The sequence below is a fragment of the Streptomyces sp. VTCC 41912 genome, from assembly GCF_045799175.1.
GTDB classification, from domain to species: domain Bacteria; phylum Actinomycetota; class Actinomycetes; order Streptomycetales; family Streptomycetaceae; genus Streptomyces; species Streptomyces albulus_C.
In genome coordinates this window covers 64,053-82,816 of the sequence record NZ_JBJMAB010000039.1, presented here as the reverse complement: position 1 = coordinate 82,816, position 18,764 = coordinate 64,053, and the positions used below count along the sequence as shown (strand labels likewise).

The following is an 18,764-nucleotide window of genomic DNA, read 5'->3' as shown; positions in this document are numbered from 1 at the left end:
GTGGGGTGTCCGGACGTAAAGCGCAGCAGTCCGGACACCCCACCACCCGCACCCCCGGCACCGCACCCGACCAGCCCCGCGCAGCGGCCCCGCGCCGCAGGCGCAAACAGCAACCCCCACGGCGGGACAGTCGACGACGTACGACCAGCCCCGCGCAGCGGCAACGCAAACACCAACCCCCACGGCGGGACGGCCGACAACGTGGGAAGCCCGCCCCGCGCGCAACGGCATGTCGGGTCGTGACGCGGGCACCCGAAACCTTGGCGCGCGGTGCGTCGCACGTGTGAGGCCCCCCGGGGAAGCGCCGGGACCCCGCATGCGGCATCGTGTGCATGACCGGTCGGCAGGAGGCGTAGGACGAGGAGCGGAGAGACGTGGCGTCGGATCCACCACGCGGCAGCAGTAACGGCGGCAGCGGTCGGAGCAACGGCAACGGCACCTCGGAGCAGGCCGGTCCCGCCGACGAGCGCAAACCGTCGGACGAGGCGCGCAGCGCCTTCACCCCGCCGTTGGGCGTGCCGTTGCCGCCGCCGCCCGAGGAGGAGCACCCCACTTCCGAGTTCGCGTTGCCCGACGGGCTGCGGCCGGACGCGTCGATCGAGCCGGAGGGGTCGGCGTTCGCCCCGCCGGGGAGCACCACGGGGCAGACCCGGCTGCCGACGTTCACGCCGCCGCACGGCATACCGGTGCTCAGCCTGACCAAGGAAGCGCCGTGGCAGGACCGGATGCGGACCATGCTGCGGATGCCGATCCACGAGCGGCCGGTGCCCGAGCGGGCGGAGCGGACGGAGGAGGAGGGCGGCGGCCCCGCCGTGCCCCGCGTCCTGGACCTGACGCTGCGCATCGGCGAGATCCTGTTGGCGGGTGGCGAGGGCGCCGAGGACGTCGAGGCGGCGATGTTCGGCGTGGCGCACGCCTACGGCCTGGAGCGGGTCGAGCCGACCGTCACCTTCACCCTGTTGTCGATCTCGTACCAGCCGTCGTTGGTCGACGACCCGGTCACCGCGAGCCGGACGGTGCGGCGGCGCGGCGTCGACTACAACCGGCTGTCCGCGGTCTTCGGGCTGGTCGACGAGATCACCTCGGAGGGGATCAGCCTCGAAGAGGCGTACCGCGGCCTGGCGGAGATCCGACGCAACCGGCACCCGTACCCGAGTTGGGCGCTGACGCTGTCCTCCGGGCTGCTGTCCGGCGCGGCGAGCATGTTGGTCGGCGGCGGGACGCTGGTGTTCGTCGCGGCGGCGATCGGCTCGATGCTCGGCGACCGGATCGCCTGGTTGGCGTCGGCACGCGGGCTGCCGGAGTTCTACCAGTTCGTGGTCGCGGCGATGCCGCCGGCCGCGATAGGTCTGGTCTTCGCCCTGGCGCACTCCAACGTGCAGTCCTCCGCGGTGATCACCGGTGGGCTGTTCGCGCTGATCCCGGGGCGGGCGCTGGTCGCCAGCGTGCAGGACGGGCTGACCGGCTACTACATCACCGCCGCCGCCCGGTTGTTGGAGGTCGGCTACCTGATCGTCGGCATCGTCGTCGGCGTGCTGTCCGTGCTCTACATCGGGCTCCAGGTCGATCCCGGCCTCAAGCGGCTCAACCCGGAACAGGCGCTGCAGCTCTACAACGAGCCCGGGGTGCAGATCGCGGCGTCGATGCTGCTGGCGCTGGCGTTCTGCGTCCTGCTCCAACAGGAGCGGCACACGGTGGCGTTTGCGACCCTAAACGGCGGGGTCGCGTGGGTGGTCTACGGGGCGCTGACCGTCACCGCCGGATTCAACGCGGTGCCCTCCACCGCGATCGCCGCCGGGCTCGTCGGCCTCTTCGGCCAGTTGCTCTCCCGGTACCGCTACGCCTCGGCGCTGCCGTACGTGACCGCGGCGATCGGGCCGCTGCTGCCCGGTAGTGCGACCTACTTCGGACTGCTCAACTTCGCCCAGGGCAACCTGCTGGAAGGTTTCTCCTCCCTGATCAAGGCCGCCTCGCTGGCGCTGGCGATCGCCGTCGGGGTCAACCTCGGTGGCGAGGTCGCCCGGCTGTTCCTGCGGGCGCCGGGCCTCACAGAGGCGGGCGCCGGCCGTCGCGCGGCGAAGCGGACCCGCGGCTTCTAGGCGACGGGCCCGCGACACGGACGACGGGCGGCCCCCAGATGGGTGCCGCCCGTTCGCGTACGAAAATCAGAGCGGGCCGGCGGGCGCGCGGGGCTCCGGAGAACCCCGCCCCGCCCACCGGCCCGGCTCCGGTCGGGTCAGTGCCCGCCCTGCGCCTCGAAGCGCTTGTACGAGCGCTCGATCTCGGCCTCGGCGTCGGTGCGGCCGACCCAGTCGGCGCCCTCGACGGACTTGCCGGGCTCCAGGTCCTTGTAGACCTCGAAGAAGTGCTGGATCTCCAGGCGGTCGAACTCCGAGACGTGGTGGATGTCGCGGAGGTGCTCAACGCGCGGGTCGGAAGCGGGGACGCACAGCAGCTTGTCGTCGCCGCCGGCCTCGTCCGTCATCCGGAACATGCCGATGGCACGGCACTTGATGAGGCAACCGGGGAAGGTCGGCTCGTCCAGGATGACCAGGGCGTCCAGCGGGTCGCCGTCCTCGCCCAGGGTGTCCTCGACGAAGCCGTAGTCGGCCGGGTAGCTGGTCGAGGTGAAGAGTCGACGGTCCAGGCGGATCCGACCGGTCTCGTGGTCCACCTCGTACTTGTTCCGCGAACCCTTCGGGATCTCGATGGTGACGTCGAACTCCACGGGTGGCTCCTCCATGATCAACACATACGTCTGGTGATTAAGTGTCCCCCACGCAGGTGTGTGGTGGCGAAAGGGGCTGGTCCGAAGTGCCCGAGACCCGAACATGGCAGGTCAGATGGCAATCGGCGCAGCGTTCCGCGCGGGTGGTGGCACGCCGGGCCGGGCGCTGCGCACGCACCGCGGCACGCGGTGCACAGCGCGCTGCACACGTGACGTCGGACGCTGCCCAGCAGGCGTGGCAGGCCGCACCCCGGCACACGCGGCAGACCTGGCAACTGACCGCGCTGTCCGCCGCCACCGGTCTGTCGGTCGCGGTCGTCGCGGTCGCGGCGGCCGGGCCGTGGGACTCCGGTCAGCGTACGGCCGAGCGGGCGGCGGCGGTCCCCGCTCCGACGACAGGTGGCGAGCATCACGATGACGGCCGGGCGCCCGGCCCGGCGCCCAGCGCGCCGGCCGTGCTGACCGCGCTCGGTGGGCCCGCGGGCGGTGCGGTGGGCCGGGGGGCCGCGCCGGTGCCCACCGGCGCCGGGCTGGCCGACGCCCTGGCGCCGCTGCTGGCCGATCCCGCACTGGGCCCGTTGCGCACCGCCTCCGTCGTGGACGTGGCGAACGGCCGGCAGGTCTTCGGCGCGAAGCAGGACGAGGCGGCCACCCCCGCCTCCACGGTCAAGCTGGCCACCGCGGTGGCCGCGCTCTCCCGGCTCGGCGCCGACCACCGCATCGACACCGGTGTCGTGCTGTCCGGCAAGGACCGGATCGTCCTGGTGGGGGGCGGCGACCCGACGCTCACCGCCCGGGCGCCCGGCGCCGGCGCCGGCGACCGGCCGGCCAGCCTGGCGGACCTCGCCGACGCCACCGCCCGCGCCCTGAAGCAGCGCGGGCGCACCACCGTCGGCCTCGACTACGACGCCTCCGCCTACACCGGGCCCGTAGAGCACCCCATCGGTCCCAACGAGAACATCGCCCCGGTCACCGCCCTGATGACCGACGAGGCCCGCCTCGACGACAGCGACCACGGGACCGCGCCGCGCTCCACCGACCCCGCGGGCGACGCCGCCCGCACGTTCGCCGGCCTCCTCAAGGAGCGCGGGATCACGGTCAAGGGGGAGCCCGGTGCGGCCCGCGCCCCCAAGGCCCCCGAGCGGATCGCCGTCGTCCACTCGCTGCCGCTGTCCGACCTCGTCGAGCGGATGCTGACCTACAGCGACAACGACATCGCCGAGGCGCTGGCCCGCCAGACCGCGCTCGCCGCCCATCGGCCCGCCAGCTTCGACGGCGCCGCCGCGGCCGTGCGGGACGCGCTGGCCGCCCAGCACCTGCCGCTGGCCGGCGCGGTCTTCGAGGACGGCAGCGGCCTGGACCGGGACGACAAGGTCTCCGCGAACCTGCTCTCGCACCTGCTGCTGGCCGCCGCCGCGCCCCACCAGCCCGACCTGCGGCCGATCGTCACCGGCCTCCCGGTCGCCGCCTTCACCGGGACCCTCAGCGGCCGTTACGTGGGCGACACCGCCGGCGCCGGCACCGTGCGCGCCAAGACCGGCACCCTCACCGGCGTGAACACCCTCGCCGGCACCGTCGTCGACGCCGACGGGCGCCTGCTGGCCTTCGCCTTCATGACCACCGGCACCACCGACCCCCAGGCCGCCCAGAAGGCCCTGGACCGGATGGCCTCCACGGTCGCCAACTGCGGCTGCCGCTAGCGGGCGTCCGGTGGCCGCGGAGCAGGCCGCGCCCCGGCCCGACGGGCGCCGGACACCCGGCAACCTGCGCCGACCGTCCCGGTCGGCTACCCCGCGGCGGACCGGGCCCGTACGGTGAACCCATGACGAGCATCGGTGGTGTGGAGATGGTCGACTGGAATCTCGCGGTGGCGACCGCGACCCGGTTCGTACGGCCCGGACCGGAGGTGAGCCGGGACGAGGCGCGGGCGATCGTCGCCGAGCTGCGCAAGCACGCCAAGGAGTCCGAGACCCACGTCCGCGCGTTCACCCGGATGGCTCAGCCCGGTGCGGAGGGCGAGCCGGCGCCGCACGACACACCGGTCCTGGTGGTGGACCGGCCCGGCTGGATCCGGGCCAACGTCGCGGGGTTCCGGGCGGTGCTGAAGCCGTTGCTCGCCAAGATGGAGGACCGGCGGTCCTCGACGCCCGGCGGTGCGGTGCTCGGCGCGGTCGGCGGCAAGGTGACCGGGGTCGAGCTCGGCATGCTGCTGTCGTTCCTGGCCTCGCGGGTGCTGGGCCAGTACGAGACGTTCGCCCCGGCCTCGCGCGAGCTGCCGGCGGGGACGCAGGGCGGCCGGCTGCTGCTGGTGGCGCCGAACATCGTCCACGTGGAGCGGGAGCTCGACGTGGCGCCGCACGACTTCCGGCTCTGGGTGTGCCTGCACGAGGAGACCCACCGGACCCAGTTCAGCGCCGTGCCCTGGTTGCGGGACCACATCGAGGGCGAGGTCCAGTCCTTCCTCGCGGAGACCGACATCGACCCGGGGGCGCTGCTGGAGCGGCTGCGGGAGGCCGCGCAGTCGCTGGCCGGCGCCAAGCCGGAGGGCGAGGAGGGCGACGAGGGCCGGTCGCTGGTGGACCTGGTGCAGACGCCCGCGCAGCGGGAGATCCTCGGGCGGCTGACCGCGGTGATGTCGCTGCTGGAGGGGCACGCCGACTTCGTCATGGACGGGGTGGGCCCCGAGGTGGTGCCCACGGTGGCGGAGATCCGGGAGAAGTTCCAGCAGCGGCGGGCCAGCGGCGCGGGCCGACTGGACGTGGCGCTGCGGAAACTGCTGGGACTGGACGCGAAGCTCCGGCAGTACCGTGACGGCGAGCGGTTCGTGCGGTCCGTCGTCGAGGAGGTCGGCATGGACGGCTTCAACCGCATCTGGACGTCGCCGAACACCCTCCCCACCAAACTGGAGATCGCCAAACCGGCGGACTGGGTCGCGCGGGTGCACCGGAAGGCGGAGGGGGCACCGTAAGCACGGATCGTGAGCTGGGCACGCCGGGCGGCAGAAGAGCGCCCCTCCAATCACCCGTCTGAGGGACCGTGACCGATGGATAGGCGTGCAATGCTCGGGGAACTGCTCGCCTCTGTCACCATCTAGGCACTCTGTGTGACGAAGTGCCGTCCACGGCCCGAGGCTCACCCCCAGCTGAACGATTGGAAACGGACATGGGTCCCCATCCAGCGGTCGCCGCGATACGCCTGGCGGTCCGCCGCGTACTCCACGACGTGCTCAACCACCACTGCGCGCAGGACCAGCACGGTGCCCCGCTCGTGCTCGTCGCCTGCTCCGGCGGCGCCGATTCGATGGCGCTCGCCTCCGCCCTCGCCTTCGAGGCCCCCAAGCTGGGCGTCCGCGCCGGGGGCGTGACCATCGACCACGGCCTCCAGGAAGGCTCCGACCTCCGCGCCGCCGAGGTCGCGCTGCGCCTGAGGGCCCTCAAACTCGACCCCGTCGACGTGGTCAGCGTCGAGGTGGGCCGGGCCGGCGGCCCGGAAGCGGCCGCCCGGGACGCCCGCTACGCCGCCCTGGACGCCACCGCCGACCGCCACGGCGCCAGTGCGGTCCTCCTCGGGCACACCCGCGACGACCAGGCGGAGACCGTCCTGCTCGGGCTGGCCCGCGGTTCCGGGATCCGCTCGCTCTCCGGGATGGCCGCCGCAGCCGGGACGAACGGCCGCTACCGCCGCCCCTTCCTGGACGTGGACCGGCAGACCGCCCGCACGGCCTGCCTCATCCAGGCGCTGCCCGTCTGGGACGACCCCCACAACACCGATCCCGCCTACACCCGCTCGCGACTGCGCCACGAGGGGCTGCCCGCCCTGGAGAAGTGCCTGGGCAAGGGCGTCGTGGAGGCACTGGCGCGGACCGCGCAGCTGTCCCGTGACGACGCCGACGCACTGGACGCCTGGGCCGCCGAGGCCGAGACGGCGGTCGTCGACGAGGCGGGCACCCTCGACGTCGCGGGGCTCTTCGGGCTGCCGCCCGCGGTGCGCCGCCGGGTGCTGCGCCGGGCGGTCATCGCCGCGGGTTCGCCGGCCGGTTCGCTCTTCGCCCGGCACATCGAGGAAGTGGACCGACTGATCACGGCCTGGCGGGGGCAGGGGGCCATCAACCTCCCCGGGCGCGTGGGTGTGCGTCGGCAGGGTGGCAGACTGGTCATTCGGCAGGGCTGAGCCGCAGGAGACCGCGCCCTGTTTCGTGAGCTCACGTCCGGTTCCCGCCGTGAGCTCCACGACCGACCTGCACACCGAACCGAGCGAGAGTGGCACGGGTGGACGACAAGGACATGGGCTCCGACCTTCAGTCGGTGCTCATCACTAAGGAAGAGATCGACGCGAAGCTGGCGGAGCTGGCTGCGAAGATCGACGCGGAGTACGCGGGCAAGGACCTGCTCATCGTCGGTGTCCTCAAGGGCGCGGTGATGGTGATGGCGGACCTGGCGCGTGCCCTGTCCACTCCCGTCACGATGGACTGGATGGCCGTGTCCTCCTACGGCGCGGGCACCCAGTCCTCCGGTGTGGTCCGCATCCTCAAGGACCTGGACACCGACATCAAGGGCAAGCACGTCCTGATCGTCGAGGACATCATCGACTCGGGCCTGACGCTGTCGTGGCTGCTGTCCAACCTCGGCTCGCGCGAGCCCGCCTCGCTGGAGGTCTGCACGCTGCTGCGGAAGCCCGACGCGGCCAAGGTGGCGATCGACGTGAAGTGGATCGGCTTCGACATTCCCAACGAATTCGTCGTGGGCTATGGCCTGGACTTTGCGGAGAAGTACCGCAACCTGCCGTTCGTCGGTACCCTCTCGCCCCACGTGTACGGCGGCTGAGAGCGTTCCTGCGCTCGCCGGTCACCGTGCCGGACGGGCGCTCGGACGGCCCGTGCTGCCCGGCGGGAACCCTTCGGGGTTTCCCGCCGTTGGAGCAGGGAGAGGGGAATCCTCGGCTTCGTTGTTCACTGTCGGCGCAGGCGCCGGGTGACAATGCTGGGGTACCGTCCGAAGGCAATCGGTTTTCGGGCGAGTAATACGACACCGTACGCACGACCAGCCCTCCCGAGGGCGTTGTGCCTCACTGTGGCAGGAGGGACGGGGCCTTAGGCGGCTCCGTATGGATGGACGTGAAGCGATACTTCCGTGGGCCGGTCATGTGGATCGTGCTGGCCGTCCTCGCCGTGGTCGTGTTGATGCAGGTCGTCGGCTCGTCCGGCGGCTTTAAGACGGTGGACACCGGTCAGGTCGTCAAGGCGATCGCTGACAACAAGGTGAAATCCGCCGAGCTGACCACCGGCGACGAGAACAAGATCAAGGTCGAGCTGTCCGGCGACTACAAGGTCTCCGGCTCCAACAAGATTCAGGCCAGCTACATCGGCGACCAGGGCGTTGACCTGGCGAAGAACCTGCAGGCCAAGTACCAGACCGGCGAGATCAAGGACGGCTACACCGTCTCGCCGTCGAAGCAGAACCCGTTCGTCGGCGTGCTGCTCTCGCTGCTGCCGTTCGTGCTCATCGTGGTCGTCTTCCTGTTCCTGATGAATCAGATGCAGGGCGGCGGCTCCCGGGTGATGAACTTCGGCAAGTCGAAGGCGAAGCTGATCACCAAGGACACCCCCAAGACGACCTTCTCGGACGTCGCGGGTGCCGACGAGGCCGTCGAGGAGCTCCACGAGATCAAGGAGTTCCTCCAGGAGCCGGCGAAGTTCCAGGCCGTCGGCGCCAAGATCCCGAAGGGCGTGCTGCTCTACGGCCCGCCCGGTACGGGCAAGACGCTCCTCGCGCGCGCCGTCGCGGGCGAGGCGGGCGTGCCGTTCTACTCGATCTCCGGTTCCGACTTCGTCGAGATGTTCGTCGGTGTCGGTGCCTCCCGGGTCCGTGACCTCTTCGAGCAGGCCAAGGCGAACGCCCCGGCGATCGTCTTCGTCGACGAGATCGACGCCGTCGGCCGGCACCGCGGTGCGGGTCTCGGCGGCGGTCACGACGAGCGCGAGCAGACCCTCAACCAGCTCCTCGTCGAGATGGACGGCTTCGACGTGAAGGGCGGCGTGATCCTCATCGCCGCCACGAACCGGCCGGACATCCTCGACCCGGCGCTGCTGCGCCCCGGGCGTTTCGACCGGCAGATCGCCGTCGACCGCCCGGACCTGCAGGGCCGGCTGGAGATCCTCAAGGTCCACCAGAAGGGCAAGCCGGTCGCGCCGGACGTCGACCTCTCGGCCGTCGCCAAGCGCACCCCCGGCTTCACCGGTGCCGATCTGTCCAACGTCCTGAACGAGGCCGCCCTGCTGACGGCCCGCAGCGACGCGAAGCTGATCGACAACCACTTCCTGGACGAGGCGATCGACCGCGTCGTGGCCGGTCCGCAGAAGCGGACCCGGATCATGTCCGAGAAGGAGAAGAAGATCACCGCGTACCACGAGGGCGGGCACGCCCTGGTCGCGGCGGCTTCGCCGAACTCCGACCCGGTCCACAAGATCACGATCCTGTCCCGCGGCCGGGCACTGGGCTACACCATGGTCCTGCCCGACGAGGACAAGTACTCCACCACCCGCAACGAGATGCTCGACCAGCTGGCGTACATGCTGGGCGGGCGCGCGGCGGAGGAACTGGTCTTCCACGACCCGACCACCGGTGCCGCCAACGACATCGAGAAGGCGACCGCCACCGCCCGCGCGATGGTCACGCAGTACGGCATGACCGAGCGGCTCGGCGCGATCAAGTTCGGCTCGGACAACTCCGAGCCGTTCCTGGGCCGCGAGATGGCGCACCAGCGCGACTACTCGGAAGAGGTCGCCGCGCTGGTCGACGAGGAAGTCAAGAAGCTCATCGAGACCGCGCACAACGAGGCGTGGGAGATCCTGGTCGAGAACCGCGACGTGCTCGACAACCTCGTTCTGGAGCTCCTGGAGAAGGAGACCCTGAACAAGGAGCAGATCGCCGAGGTCTTCAAGCACATCGTGAAGCGTCCGGCCCGCCCGGCGTGGACCGGCTCCTCGCGCCGTACGCCCTCGACCCGTCCGCCGGTGCTGACGCCCAAGGAGCTGGCCCCGGCCAACGGCTCCGCGGCACCGTCGGTCTCCATGGACAAGGCGGAGAGCACCGAGGAACCGCGTCCGGAGAGCTGATCGACGGCCGTCCGGCCCTGGAATACCCGCCGCGCCCCCCAAGGTTTTAGCCTGGGGGGCGCGGCATTCCGCGTTTTCGAGCGGGCCCAGAAGGAACGAGGCACCAATGACGGACCCTGTGACGCTGGACGTCGAGGGCGGCGCGATCGGCACGTTTGACGAGAAGCGTGCCGCGGACGCCGTGCGCGAGTTGCTCATCGCAGTGGGCGAGGACCCCGACCGCGAGGGCCTCCTGGAGACGCCGGCGCGGGTGGCCCGGGCGTACAGGGAGATCTTCGCCGGTCTGTGGCAGAAGCCCGAGGACGTGCTGACCACCACCTTCGACCTCGGCCACGACGAGATGGTGCTGGTCAAGGACATCGAGGTGGTCTCGAACTGCGAGCACCACCTGGTCCCGTTCGTCGGGGTGGCCCACGTGGGCTACATCCCGTCCACCGACGGGAAGATCACCGGCCTGTCGAAGCTGGCCCGGCTGGTCGACGTGTTCGCGCGGCGCCCCCAGGTCCAGGAGCGGCTGACCACCCAGATCGCCGACTCGCTGATGAAGATCCTGGAGCCGCGCGGGGTGATCGTGGTCATCGAGTGCGAGCACATGTGCATGACCATGCGCGGGGTGCGCAAGCCGGGCGCGAAGACGACGACGTCCGCGGTGCGCGGGCAGCTGCGCGATCCCGCGACGCGGGCCGAGGCGATGAGCCTGATACTGGCCCGCTGAGGCCGGTGCGCCGGCCGTCGCCGCGCCCCGCGGAGCGCGGCAGCCGGAAGAACGGAGCGCGGCCCGGGGCCCGCGGCTGACGCCGGGGCCCCGGGCCGCGCCCGGGTGCGTGGGGCCTGGTCAGGCCCTGAGGTGGCCGCCCATCCACTCCAGGGCGGCCGGGATCTCCCGGCGCCAGGTGTTGAAGTTGTGGCCGCCGCTGTCGAGGATGATCGACGCGACCTTGGACGGCGACTTGGTGCCCTCGATGAACTTCAGCGTGGGCTTGTAGTTGCTCTCGCCGTGCTTGCTGCTGGTGACCAGCAGGTTCACCGGGGGAGCGGGCAGGTGCTGCTGGCGCCAGTGCAGGTTGTTCTCCCGCTCCAGCTGCTTGCTGCCGCCGAACAGGGCGCCGGTGGTGGCGTCGATCGGTGCCTTGTAGTCGCCGGAGAGCGAGACCGCGGTGGAGTACGCGTGGGGGTTGCGCATGGTCAGCTTCAGGGCGCAGTAGCCGCCCGTGGAGTCGCCCATGATGCCCCAGCTCTTGGCGTCCTTGCCGACGCGGTACTCGCCGCTGATGTCGTGGCGCAGGTCGTGCGCGAAGAACGTCTCGGTCTGGGGGCCGTCGGGTATGTCCACGCACTCCGTGTCCCGCGGCGGGGCCACGGTCGGGCGCATCATCACCAGGACGGTCGGCTGGACGCGGTTGCCCTTGAGCAGGGCGTACTGGGTCTGCGGGTAGTGCAGCTTCTTGTACAGCGCCTCGGCGGTGCCCGGGTAGCCGGTGAGGATCACCGCCGCCGGGAACTTCTTGTGCGCGTACTGCGGCTGGAAGTACTGCGGCGGCAGGTAGACGTACGCCGGGCTGGCGATCTTGGACTTCTCACCGCGGATCAGGACCTTGTCCAGCCGGCCGGCGGTCGCCGGGACGGAGGCGCCCTGGATGCTCAGGCGCTCGGTGCCCAGCATCTTGAGGTTGGTGCCGTTCGTGCCGGACTTGTAGTTGGTGACCACGCCCGGCTCCTGCTCCTGGCCGAAGAGGTCGGCCCAGGAGGCGTAGAAGCCGAAGGTGTTGTTGGCGAAGAGGCCGATGGCCGCGAAGAGCGAGAGCTGCGTGGCGAAGAGCAGTCCGATGCGGCCGAGCACGGCGCGCCAGTTGCCCTTGGAGAGCCGCGGCCAGAGCCAGATCGTCAGGACGAACAGTGCCACCGCGACGAGAACGGCAAGAAGCAGCACTTTCTTGCTGGTGAGACCCATGTGGTGCTTTCTTCCGGGCGGCCGGGCCATCCGGACCGCAAGTGGAACCCCGAGCCCTGAGACGCCGTCATACAGGGCGCAAAAGTCCAGATGCTGCGACTAAGGCTCGCACGTTCTCTCGACCGGGGCGACGGGAAAGTGATGTCTGACAGGCTAGATGGCGAAAAGTCGGAGAAGGTTGCGTGGTCTGCGCCACGCTGGCTCCGCGGCCCACGGCCCGCATCGGTACCGCGGCTGGTGGGCACGGCCGGAGTCGTGGTCGGTCTGCTCAACGTGGTGTCCGGGATCTTCCCGCGCTTCCGGCACAGCCGGGTGCACGCGGTGGCCGAGGTGCTGCCGGGCGCGGTGAGCCCGCTGGCGGCCTCCGCCTCCCTCGTGGTCGGGATCCTGCTGCTGCTCCTGGCCCACGGGCTCAAGCGGCGCAAGCGGCGGGCCTGGGGGGCGGCGGTGGTGCTGCTGCCGGTGGGGATCGCCGCCCAGCTCGTCTACCGGCACTCGGTCTTCGGGGCGGTGCTGTCGCTGGTGCTGCTGGGGTTCCTGATCCGGCACCGACGGGAGTTCGCGGCGCTGCCCGATCCGCGCAGCCGCTGGAAGGCGGTGGCCAACCTCGTCGTCCTGGGCGGGGTCAGCTTCGCCCTCGGCATGGTGATCGTCAGCTCCCACCCGCACAAGATCGTCGGCTCGCCGTCCTTCGGGGAGCGCGCCGAGCACGTGCTGTGGGGGCTCTTCGGCTTCGAGGGGCCGATCGCCTACACCAACGGCGTGGACTACACCGTGGGCTACTCGCTCGGCGCGCTGGGCCTGCTGACCGTGGCGACCACCGCGTACCTGGCCCTCCGCCCGGAGCACCCGGCGTCGCGGCTGACGGACGAGGACGAGCAGCGGCTGCGGGAGCTGCTGGACCGGCACGGCAGCCGGGACTCGCTGGGCTACTTCGCGCTGCGCCGCGACAAGGGCGCGGTGTTCTCGCCGTCCGGCAAGGCGGCGGTCTGCTACCGGGTGATCTCCGGCGTGATGCTGGCCAGCGGCGACCCGATCGGGGACGTCGAGGCGTGGCCGGGCGCCATCGAGCGGTTCATGGAGGAGGCGCGGGCGCACTCCTGGACCCCGGCGGTCACCGGGTGCAGCGAGACCGGTGGCCAGGTGTGGACCCGGGAGACCGGGATGGACGCGCTGGAGCTGGGCGACGAGGCGATCGTGGACGTCGCCGACTTCACCCTGAGCGGCCGGGCGATGCGCAACGTGCGGCAGATGGTCAAGCGGATCGAGCGCAACGGCTACACCACCCGCGTGCGGCGCGTCGGCGACCTGGAGCCGGAGGAGCTGGCACGGGTCCAGAAGGCCGCGGACGCCTGGCGCGACACCGACACCGAGCGCGGCTTCTCCATGGCGCTCGGCCGGATCGACGCGGAACTGGACGGCGACGCGGTGATCGCCACCGCGCACCAGGCGCCGGCCGAGGGCGAGGAGCCGGGCCCGTTCGGGGATCTGAAGGCGATGCAGCACTTCGTCCCGTGGGGCGGCGACGGGATCTCGCTGGAGCTGATGCGGCGGGACCGCAGCGCCGACCCGGGGATGAACGAGCTGCTGATCGTGGCGGCGCTGCAGGCGGCGCCGGAGCTGCGGATCGCGCAGGTGTCACTGAACTTCGCGGTGTTCCGCTCCTCCTTGGAGCGCGGCGAGAAGCTGGGCGCGGGGCCGGTGCTGCGGGTCTGGCGCGGGACGTTGATCTTCCTGTCGCGCTGGTACCAGATCGAGTCGCTCTACAAGTTCAACGACAAGTTCCGGCCACGCTGGGAGCCGCGGTTCGTGGTGTTCCGCAACAGCCGGGACATCCCGCGGATCGGGTTGGCCACCTTGCAGGCCGAGGGGTACCTGGAGCTGCCCCGGGTGCTGCGCCGCAGGAAGGCCGCCGAGCCGCGGCCGTGCGGGCACCTGGAGGAGACGGTGCTGGCCGCCGGGGGGATGGAGAAGGTGGCATGAGGTCCGGGCCGACCCGGCCGCGACCGGGCCGGCCCGACGCCCCGCGGGGGCCCGCGGAGGGGCGATCCGCGCAGCCGACGGCGGCAATCCGGCCGGTCGGCACACGGCCTACGCTGGTGCCATGAGTACCTTGCGCGGCCGGGTGGCCGGACTGCCGGACTGGGACCGCTGCGCGGTGATGGGCGTCGTGAACGTGACGCCCGATTCGTTCTCCGACGGCGGCGAGTGGTTCGACACCGAGCTCGCCGTCAAACACGGTCTGGACCTGGTGGCCCAGGGTGCCGACATGGTGGACGTCGGCGGCGAGTCGACGCGCCCCGGCGCGGCCCGGGTGGACGAGGCCGAGGAACTGCGCCGGGTCGTCCCGGTGGTCCGGGAGTTGGCCGCGGCGGGGGTGGTGGTGTCCGTCGACACCATGCGCGCCGCGGTGGCCGAACGGGCCGTGGACGCGGGGGCGCGGTTGGTCAACGACGTGAGCGGGGGGCTGGCCGATCCGGCCATGGTGCCGACGGTCGCCGCCCACCACGTCCCGTTCGTGGTGATGCACTGGCGCGGCCAGTCGATCGACATGAACAACCGGGCGGTCTACGCGGACGTGGTCGGCGAGGTGGTCGACGAGTTGGCGGCGAGCGTGGAGCGGGCGGTCGCCGGCGGGGTGGACCCGGAACGGATCATCGTCGACCCCGGACTGGGCTTCGCCAAGGAGGCCGGCCACGACCTGGCGCTGGTCGCGGAGTTGGGCCGGCTGCGCGCGCTTGGCCGGCCGCTGCTCGTGGCGGCATCGAGGAAACGGTTCCTGGGCAGGGTGCTGGCAGGCGGTGAGGGTGCCGCCCCACCGCCGGCCCGGGAGCGGGACGCCGCGACGGCGGCGGTGTCGGCGATCGTGGCGCGAGAGGGGGCCTGGTCGGTGCGGGTGCATGAGGTCAGGGCGAGCGCGGACGCGGTGCGGGTGGCCCGTGCCGTCGAGGGCGCGGCGCGGGCGGCCAAGGGCGCCGGGACAACCGGTGCGGTGCGGGCGGGCGGTACGGCGACGACGACGGGGACGAAGTGAGCGGCTTGGGCCCACGGACGGACATCGAGCTGGTCGAGCAGGCGAACACCACGCTGTACGAGACCATCGAGCGCGGCGACCACGAGGCGCTGTCCGAGCTGTGGCTGGACGGTCAGGTGAGCGTGGTCCACCCGGGGTGGCCGGTGCTGCGCGGGCGGGGGGAGGTGCTCCGGTCGTACGCGCTGATCATGGCGAACACCGAGTACATCCAGTTCTTCCTGACCGACGTGGAGATCGACGTCGTCGGCGACACCGCGCTGGTCACCTGCACGGAGAACATCCTCAGCGGCGGCCCGGCCGAGGACGACGGCTCCGTGGGGCCGCTCATCGGCCAGTTGGTCGTGGCGACCAACGTCTTCAAGCGGACCGAGGACGGCTGGCGGGTCTGGTCGCACCACGGTTCGCCGGTGCTGGCGGACCGTGAGGACGACGACGGGGACGACGGCGAGGACGACGACGCCGACGACGAGAACGGGCCGCCCGGGCGGCTGTGATTCCCCGGTCGCATCCCAGTCCGCGGACATGTGAGTGGCTTCACAAGCGTTGCGGTGCTGGGGGCGCGGGCGGGTGCGCCCGGCGTCAGCGTCCCGGGTGGGGCGCACCCGTTCGAGCCAAGTGCGGCACGGGTAGGGGTGGGGCGGGCGGACGCGGGTAAGAGGCCGCGCGGACGATCTCCCGTGCTGGGCAAGGCTGCCCACGCGACACCGCCTAGCAGCAGGACGGGGCCTTGTCCATAGCCCCCATGGGCGAGTGCTGTCGGTGCTCGCAGGTAGATTCGAATGGGGCAGTGTCGCCGGCCGACTCTGGTGCCTGCCCGAATCCGACGAACAGTGGTGCCAGTGGCGCCGCGGGACCAGTGGGAGTGATTCGCGTGGATCGTGTCGCGCTGCGTGGGCTGAAGGCCCGAGGGCACCACGGGGTGTTCCCCCGGGAACGCGAGGAAGGCCAGACCTTCATCGTCGACCTGGTCCTCGGCCTGGACACCCGCCCGGCGGCAGCCTCCGACGATCTCGCGAAGACCGTCCACTACGGCATCGTCGCCGAGGAGGTGGTGGCCGTCGTCGAAGGCGAGCCCGTCGACCTCATCGAGACCTTGGCGGAGCGCATCGCCGACCAGTGCCTGAAGCACGAGGGGGTGCAGGAGGTGGAAGTGGTGGTCCACAAGCCGGACGCACCGATCACCGTCCCCTTCGATGACGTGACCATCACCATCACTCGGAGCCGAGTATGAAAACCACCCAGCAGCCGGCCCCCGCCACCCCCCGCCTCCCGCACGCCGCCTCCGCCAACGACCCGACCGTCCAGCCGGTGCCCGCCTCGGTGGTGGAGCAGGTGGACGCGGCGGACGTCACGCTGTCCAACCCCAAGCGCGCGGTGATCTCGCTGGGCAGCAACCTCGGCAACCGTCTGGAGACGCTCCAGGGCGCCATCGACGCGCTGGAGGACACCCCGGGCGTCCGGGTCAAGGCGGTCTCCCCGGTGTACGAGACCGAGCCGTGGGGCGTCGCCGCCGACTCGCAGCCCTCGTACTTCAACGCCGTGGTGCTGATCAAGACGACGCTGCCGCCGGACTCCCTCCTGGAGCGCGGGCACGCCATCGAGGAGGCCTTCGATCGGGTGCGGGACGAGCGGTGGGGTCCGCGCACCATCGACGTCGACATCCTCGCCTACCAGGACGTGGTCTCCGACGACCCGCGGCTGACGCTGCCGCACCCGCGCGCCCACGAGCGGGCGTTCGTCCTGGTGCCGTGGCACGACGTCGACCCGGAGGCGGAGGTCCCGGGCCGGGGCGCGGTGGCCGCCCTGCTGGCCGCGGTCGGCAACGAGGGCGTGAACCACCGGGCGGACCTGGAACTGCGGCTGCCGGAGTAGTCGTTAGGGTTGCGGGCCGGCCGCGTACGGCGACGATGCGCCCGCGACGCCCGTCGCGCTGATGTACTGGCGCCTGGACGTCGTGGCGGTGCGCTCGTGCGCGCGCGAGGCGGCCGGACGGATACGGCGGTCGCACCGAGGGGTGCGGCCATGAGGCGGACACGGTCATCGCGGTAGGGGTGGCCGGGACGGTGCGAGGGGCGATCGCTCGGTGAAGCAGCTACGGATCAAGGTCCTGGTCGGGCTGTTCGTGGTGGCCGGAATCCTGGCCTGGGCGGGCGCCCGGCTATGGGACGCGTTCGGCTCCCTGCCCGGAGTCCCGGTGGCGGCGCCGATCGTGCTGGCGCTGATCGCCGTGGTGCTCGCCGCCACCGCGCTCTCCCTGCGGTCCCGACTGCGGGCGCAGCGCGAGCGGCAGCCCGACGCGAAGGGCGTCGACCCGTTGGTGGCCGCCCGCGCGGTGGTCTTCGGCCAGGCCAGTGCCCTGGTGGCGGCGTTGGTCGCCGGGCTCTACGGGGGCGTCGGGGTCTTCCTGCTGCTGTCGGGCGTGGACGACGCGCGCCGTACCCAGGCGGTGTACGCCGGGTTCTCGGTGCTCGCCGGCGCGGCGGTGGTGGCCGCGGCGATCTTCTTGGAGCGGGTCTGCAAGCTGCCGGAGGGCGAGGACGGGGACGACGACGGTCCCGGGCCGGCGCGGGCCTGACGCGGCCGCGGCCCGGGGGCGCCCCGTCGTCTCAGGTGCCCGGGACGGTGTCCAGGGCGACCTCGGCGCGCGGCAGGTCCGTCGCGTCCGCGGTGGTGGCGCGGCGCAGGGCGCCGTGCAGCCGGGCGGGCGTGAGGACGCCCCGGTAGCGGTCGCCGTCGAGGACCGCGAGCCAGCCCGCGTCGTGTTGGAGCAGGGTGCTGAGCGCCTGGCGCAGCGGGGTGCCGAGCGGCACGCTGGCGGCCATCGGGCGGGCCAGGTCGCGGACGGTCGCGGACCGGTCCGCGGCGGGGCCCTCGGGGGCGGCGAGTGCGTCGGCCGCCACCCAGCCGTGCGGTGCGCCGTCGGCGTCCAGGACGACGGCCCAGGGGGCGCCGGCGGCGGTGAGCGCGTCGGCGGCCCGGGCGGCCGGGTCGTCCAGGCGGACCACCGGCGGCTCGTCGAGGTCGGCGGCCTCGACGGGGGTGACGGCGAGCCGCTTCAGGCCGCGGTCGGCGCCCACGAACTCCGCGGTGTACGGGGTCGCCGGGGCGCCCAGGACGGTCGCCGGGGTGTCCAACTGCTCTATGCGGCCGCTGCCGTAGACGGCGATGCGGTCGCCGAGCCGGACCGCCTCCTCGATGTCGTGGGTGACGAAGAGCACCGTCTTGTGGAGCGTGGACTGTAGCCGCAGGAACTCGTTCTGGAGGTGCTCGCGGACGACCGGGTCGACGGCGCCGAACGGCTCGTCCATCAGCAGCACGGGTGGGTCGGCGGCGAGCGCGCGGGCCACGCCGACGCGTTGCCGCTGGCCGCCGGAGAGTTGGTCGGGGTAGCGGTCGCCGTAGACGGCCGGGTCGAGGCCGACCAGGTCGAGGAGTTCGGCGGCACGGGCCCGGGCCGCCTTGCGCGGCCGGCCGAGGAGGTGCGGGACGGTGGCGGTGTTGTCCAGCACGGTCTTGTGGGGGAAGAGTCCGACCTGCTGGATCACGTAGCCGATGCGGCGGCGGAGTTCGACCGGATCGGCGTCGGCGACGTCCTCGCCGTCGAGGAGGATCCGGCCGTCGGTGGGTTCGATGAGCCGGTTCACCATCTTCATCGTGGTCGTCTTGCCGCAGCCCGACGGGCCGACGAGGGTGATGAGTTCGCCCTCGGCGACCTCGAAGGAGAGGTCGTCGACGGCGGTGGTGCCGTCGGCGTAGCGCTTGGTGACGTGCTCGAAGCGGATCATGAATTCCCCCTGTGTGGACGGGCCCCATTGTGTACGCGCCGTGCGCGGGTGCCGTGAACGCGGTGTTGCGAGTGGATGCCGGGCCGCGGTGATTGTCAGTGGTGGGGGTTAGGGTCGCAGACAGTCACCACGGTATCGGCGAGCGGGGGAGG

At 71.9% G+C, this 18,764-nt stretch carries 16 protein-coding genes; 13 read left to right on the top strand and 3 right to left on the bottom strand.

What is annotated here, in order from left to right; all coding sequences use genetic code 11:
• Window positions 1–374: 374 nt before the first annotated feature.
• Window positions 375–2,099: a threonine/serine exporter ThrE family protein gene (locus ACJ6WD_RS34555; RefSeq protein WP_233661407.1), complete on the top strand. Its 1,725-nt coding sequence runs from the start codon at window positions 375–377 to the stop codon at window positions 2,097–2,099.
• A 137-nt stretch (window positions 2,100–2,236) separates the two neighbouring features.
• Here ACJ6WD_RS34555 and ACJ6WD_RS34550 read toward each other — a convergent pair whose 3' ends face one another.
• Window positions 2,237–2,728 (bottom strand): inorganic diphosphatase, encoded by a 492-nt coding sequence (locus tag ACJ6WD_RS34550; RefSeq protein WP_100604790.1) that lies wholly within the window; start codon window positions 2,726–2,728, stop codon window positions 2,237–2,239.
• Window positions 2,729–2,814: 86 nt separating this feature from the next.
• Between ACJ6WD_RS34550 and dacB the strand changes: the two genes are divergently transcribed.
• From dacB to folE, 6 genes are all read left to right on the top strand, one after another.
• Window positions 2,815–4,428, top strand: a complete 1,614-nt coding sequence (gene dacB / locus ACJ6WD_RS34545) for a D-alanyl-D-alanine carboxypeptidase/D-alanyl-D-alanine-endopeptidase (RefSeq protein WP_376447399.1) — start codon at window positions 2,815–2,817, stop codon at window positions 4,426–4,428.
• Window positions 4,429–4,550: 122 nt separating this feature from the next.
• Complete coding sequence (locus ACJ6WD_RS34540) at window positions 4,551–5,696, top strand: zinc-dependent metalloprotease (protein WP_233661409.1); 1,146 nt, start codon at window positions 4,551–4,553, stop codon at window positions 5,694–5,696.
• Between the two features lie 194 nt (window positions 5,697–5,890).
• The gene (gene tilS, locus ACJ6WD_RS34535; RefSeq protein WP_016570638.1) at window positions 5,891–6,898 is read left to right on the top strand and encodes a tRNA lysidine(34) synthetase TilS; all 1,008 of its coding nucleotides are present in this window, start codon (window positions 5,891–5,893) and stop codon (window positions 6,896–6,898) included.
• A gap of 113 nt (window positions 6,899–7,011) precedes the next feature.
• Window positions 7,012–7,551 (top strand): hypoxanthine phosphoribosyltransferase, encoded by a 540-nt coding sequence (hpt, locus tag ACJ6WD_RS34530; protein WP_016570639.1) that lies wholly within the window; start codon window positions 7,012–7,014, stop codon window positions 7,549–7,551.
• 284 nt (window positions 7,552–7,835) lie between these two features.
• The gene (gene ftsH, locus ACJ6WD_RS34525) at window positions 7,836–9,842 is read left to right on the top strand and encodes an ATP-dependent zinc metalloprotease FtsH (RefSeq protein WP_233661410.1); all 2,007 of its coding nucleotides are present in this window, start codon (window positions 7,836–7,838) and stop codon (window positions 9,840–9,842) included.
• Window positions 9,843–9,948: 106 nt separating this feature from the next.
• On the top strand, window positions 9,949–10,557 hold the full coding sequence (folE, locus tag ACJ6WD_RS34520; protein ID WP_016570641.1) for a GTP cyclohydrolase I FolE: 609 nt from the start codon (window positions 9,949–9,951) through the stop codon (window positions 10,555–10,557).
• A gap of 120 nt (window positions 10,558–10,677) precedes the next feature.
• Here folE and ACJ6WD_RS34515 read toward each other — a convergent pair whose 3' ends face one another.
• A complete protein-coding gene (locus ACJ6WD_RS34515; protein ID WP_233661411.1) occupies window positions 10,678–11,793 on the bottom strand; it encodes an esterase family protein in 1,116 nt (371 codons plus the stop codon).
• A gap of 141 nt (window positions 11,794–11,934) precedes the next feature.
• On the opposite strand from ACJ6WD_RS34515, the gene ACJ6WD_RS34510 reads away from it, so the two are divergent.
• The 6 genes from ACJ6WD_RS34510 to ACJ6WD_RS34485 all read left to right on the top strand — a co-directional run bounded on the left by ACJ6WD_RS34510 (window position 11,935) and on the right by ACJ6WD_RS34485 (window position 17,402).
• Window positions 11,935–13,776, top strand: a complete 1,842-nt coding sequence (locus tag ACJ6WD_RS34510) for a phosphatidylglycerol lysyltransferase domain-containing protein (RefSeq protein ID WP_233661412.1) — start codon at window positions 11,935–11,937, stop codon at window positions 13,774–13,776.
• 121 nt (window positions 13,777–13,897) lie between these two features.
• A complete protein-coding gene (gene folP / locus ACJ6WD_RS34505; RefSeq protein ID WP_233661413.1) occupies window positions 13,898–14,827 on the top strand; it encodes a dihydropteroate synthase in 930 nt (309 codons plus the stop codon).
• Between the two features lie 5 nt (window positions 14,828–14,832).
• Window positions 14,833–15,321 carry a nuclear transport factor 2 family protein gene (locus ACJ6WD_RS34500; protein WP_037636562.1) on the top strand — a complete coding sequence of 163 codons (489 nt, stop codon included), beginning with the start codon at window positions 14,833–14,835 and terminating at the stop codon, window positions 15,319–15,321.
• A 377-nt stretch (window positions 15,322–15,698) separates the two neighbouring features.
• Window positions 15,699–16,058 carry a dihydroneopterin aldolase gene (folB, locus tag ACJ6WD_RS34495; RefSeq protein ID WP_016574864.1) on the top strand — a complete coding sequence of 120 codons (360 nt, stop codon included), beginning with the start codon at window positions 15,699–15,701 and terminating at the stop codon, window positions 16,056–16,058.
• Entirely contained in the window at window positions 16,055–16,699 is a 645-nt protein-coding gene (gene folK, locus ACJ6WD_RS34490; RefSeq protein ID WP_233661414.1) for a 2-amino-4-hydroxy-6-hydroxymethyldihydropteridine diphosphokinase, read from the top strand. The genes folB and folK overlap by 4 nt, the downstream gene beginning before the upstream one ends.
• A 211-nt stretch (window positions 16,700–16,910) precedes the next feature.
• The gene (locus tag ACJ6WD_RS34485) at window positions 16,911–17,402 is read left to right on the top strand and encodes a DUF3180 domain-containing protein (protein ID WP_016574866.1); all 492 of its coding nucleotides are present in this window, start codon (window positions 16,911–16,913) and stop codon (window positions 17,400–17,402) included.
• A gap of 31 nt (window positions 17,403–17,433) precedes the next feature.
• Here ACJ6WD_RS34485 and ACJ6WD_RS34480 read toward each other — a convergent pair whose 3' ends face one another.
• The gene (locus ACJ6WD_RS34480) at window positions 17,434–18,612 is read right to left on the bottom strand and encodes a betaine/proline/choline family ABC transporter ATP-binding protein (protein WP_331249049.1); all 1,179 of its coding nucleotides are present in this window, start codon (window positions 18,610–18,612) and stop codon (window positions 17,434–17,436) included.
• Window positions 18,613–18,764 lie beyond the last annotated feature (152 nt).

Excerpts from the sequence above, each read along its gene's own strand:
- ACJ6WD_RS34540 (WP_233661409.1), top strand. The coding sequence starts at position 4,551 with ATGACGAGCATCGGTGGTGTGGAGATGGTCGACTGGAATCTCGCGGTG.
- tilS (WP_016570638.1), top strand. The coding sequence starts at position 5,891 with ATGGGTCCCCATCCAGCGGTCGCCGCGATACGCCTGGCGGTCCGCCGC.
- hpt (WP_016570639.1), top strand. The coding sequence starts at position 7,012 with ATGGGCTCCGACCTTCAGTCGGTGCTCATCACTAAGGAAGAGATCGAC.
- ftsH (WP_233661410.1), top strand. The coding sequence starts at position 7,836 with ATGGACGTGAAGCGATACTTCCGTGGGCCGGTCATGTGGATCGTGCTG.
- folE (WP_016570641.1), top strand. The coding sequence starts at position 9,949 with ATGACGGACCCTGTGACGCTGGACGTCGAGGGCGGCGCGATCGGCACG.
- ACJ6WD_RS34515 (WP_233661411.1), bottom strand. The coding sequence starts at position 11,793 with ATGGGTCTCACCAGCAAGAAAGTGCTGCTTCTTGCCGTTCTCGTCGCG.
- ACJ6WD_RS34510 (WP_233661412.1), top strand. The coding sequence starts at position 11,935 with ATGTCTGACAGGCTAGATGGCGAAAAGTCGGAGAAGGTTGCGTGGTCT.
- folP (WP_233661413.1), top strand. The coding sequence starts at position 13,898 with ATGAGTACCTTGCGCGGCCGGGTGGCCGGACTGCCGGACTGGGACCGC.
- folK (WP_233661414.1), top strand. The coding sequence starts at position 16,055 with ATGAAAACCACCCAGCAGCCGGCCCCCGCCACCCCCCGCCTCCCGCAC.
- ACJ6WD_RS34480 (WP_331249049.1), bottom strand. The coding sequence starts at position 18,612 with ATGATCCGCTTCGAGCACGTCACCAAGCGCTACGCCGACGGCACCACC.